The sequence below is a fragment of the Erysipelothrix aquatica genome, assembly GCF_009828775.2.
Classification (GTDB): Bacteria; Bacillota_I; Bacilli_A; order Erysipelotrichales; family Erysipelotrichaceae; genus Erysipelothrix; species Erysipelothrix aquatica.
In genome coordinates this window covers 1-1,501 of sequence record NZ_WTSY02000085.1, presented here as the reverse complement: position 1 = coordinate 1,501, position 1,501 = coordinate 1, and the positions used below count along the sequence as shown (strand labels likewise).

General features: G+C 31.8%; 1 protein-coding gene. It reads left to right on the top strand.

The features are described 5' to 3' along the window. Positions 1-289: 289 nt before the first annotated feature. Positions 290-889, top strand: a complete 600-nt coding sequence (locus tag GVV20_RS10540; RefSeq protein WP_159741661.1) for a hypothetical protein — start codon at positions 290-292, stop codon at positions 887-889. Positions 890-1,501: the final 612 nt, after the last annotated feature.

Here is a 1,501-nt window from a genome sequence, read left to right as displayed (position 1 = left end):
CTCCAGAGTAGCATTTCTGAGAAAGTGAAACAAATCAAAACGTGATCTAACAATATTATTTTAGTTAAGAGTTAAATATATAGTCAACCAGTAACCCACAGGCAATCTCATGGGTTATTTTCACACTCCAGACTACTCACACACTTTTCAAAATAAAGGAGAGTACTTTGATCCCATTCTAAATCTACCTACCTCCTCAATTATGTATAACTAAACTTCTACGAAATCGCATAAAAAGAAAATAATATAGAATATTTGTGATACTATATTTTAAAAGGAGAATATTAATGTGAAGAATCTACGAAAAAATAAAATTGAAAATAAATTGTATTGGACAATTACAATATTTACTTTGATTTTCCTAGTTGTTGTGTTGGTGACCGTTAATAGAGAGAATAGAGTCGTCACTACTGGAGAATTAGACACTTGGTTAGTAATAGCTGGTGGCGTTATTAGTCTATTTACAGTCATTGCATTTCTCAATATGTATATCGGAAAAGAGGATTTTAGGGTGCTTGAAGAAAGACTAGTTAAGAAGAACGATGAAGAAATAGCCACAATAAAGGCAGAACTTGAGACTTCTATTAGCGTGTTAAATTCTATGCGGAATAGAATGGATGATTATCAAACAATAATGGATAGTAACACCCTCTTTATCATGGACTACACCCAATATTTGAGTTCAAACCCTTGGCATTATTCAGAACTTTTGAATAAGTTCATCAGTCACTTCGAAAATAATAATAACGCAAAAGTAAGCTGCGCAGCAATTATTGATTTAAGTGAAAAAGAAATTGAACAATCGATAACTAGCGGTTCAGGCATTATACTTGACTACTCTACAAACTCTAATAGAATATTCCTTTATATACTCAACGACATACGCTGAATCTGATGCGAATGTTAATCTTGGATTTTGGGGTGTAAATCTATCTAGTATTTGTACCTATTTACAACGAATCCTTGATAATATCGATGACTATAGAATTGGAGCCAACAAGCGAAAATCATTACTATCACATATTGATCAACTTAGAGCACATTATGCAAAAACATTTCAATTTAATAAATTAGATTTTAACCCATTAGAGTACGTAGATTCTGATGTCTCTTCTTATAAAAAACTCCTTGAACTACAAATTGATTTACAAATTGCATTCGCATTATACGGTTACGTTGAGTTGATAGAAGATTTAGTCGCCTGTGTATCTTACCAAGTAAAACATTTTGAGCAGCGGGACCAGATGCCTTTTGGGAGCCTAGAGTCGTCAAAGAAAGAATTCCAAAGAATTAATGAGAAGTATAAACGTATTGAAAATCATAAGTAACTGTTTATAATAATATATTCGATTATTACTATTTTGTTCCAACTATGAGAAATTTGTGTTGCTTCCTTAAAGATTAGTCAACTTAACTTCAATCAACACCTTTTTTACTTCCTACCTAATTGAATGTTTGCGTAAAAGTTCAAAAGAAAGTGAAGCCATTCAGGTATTTTATC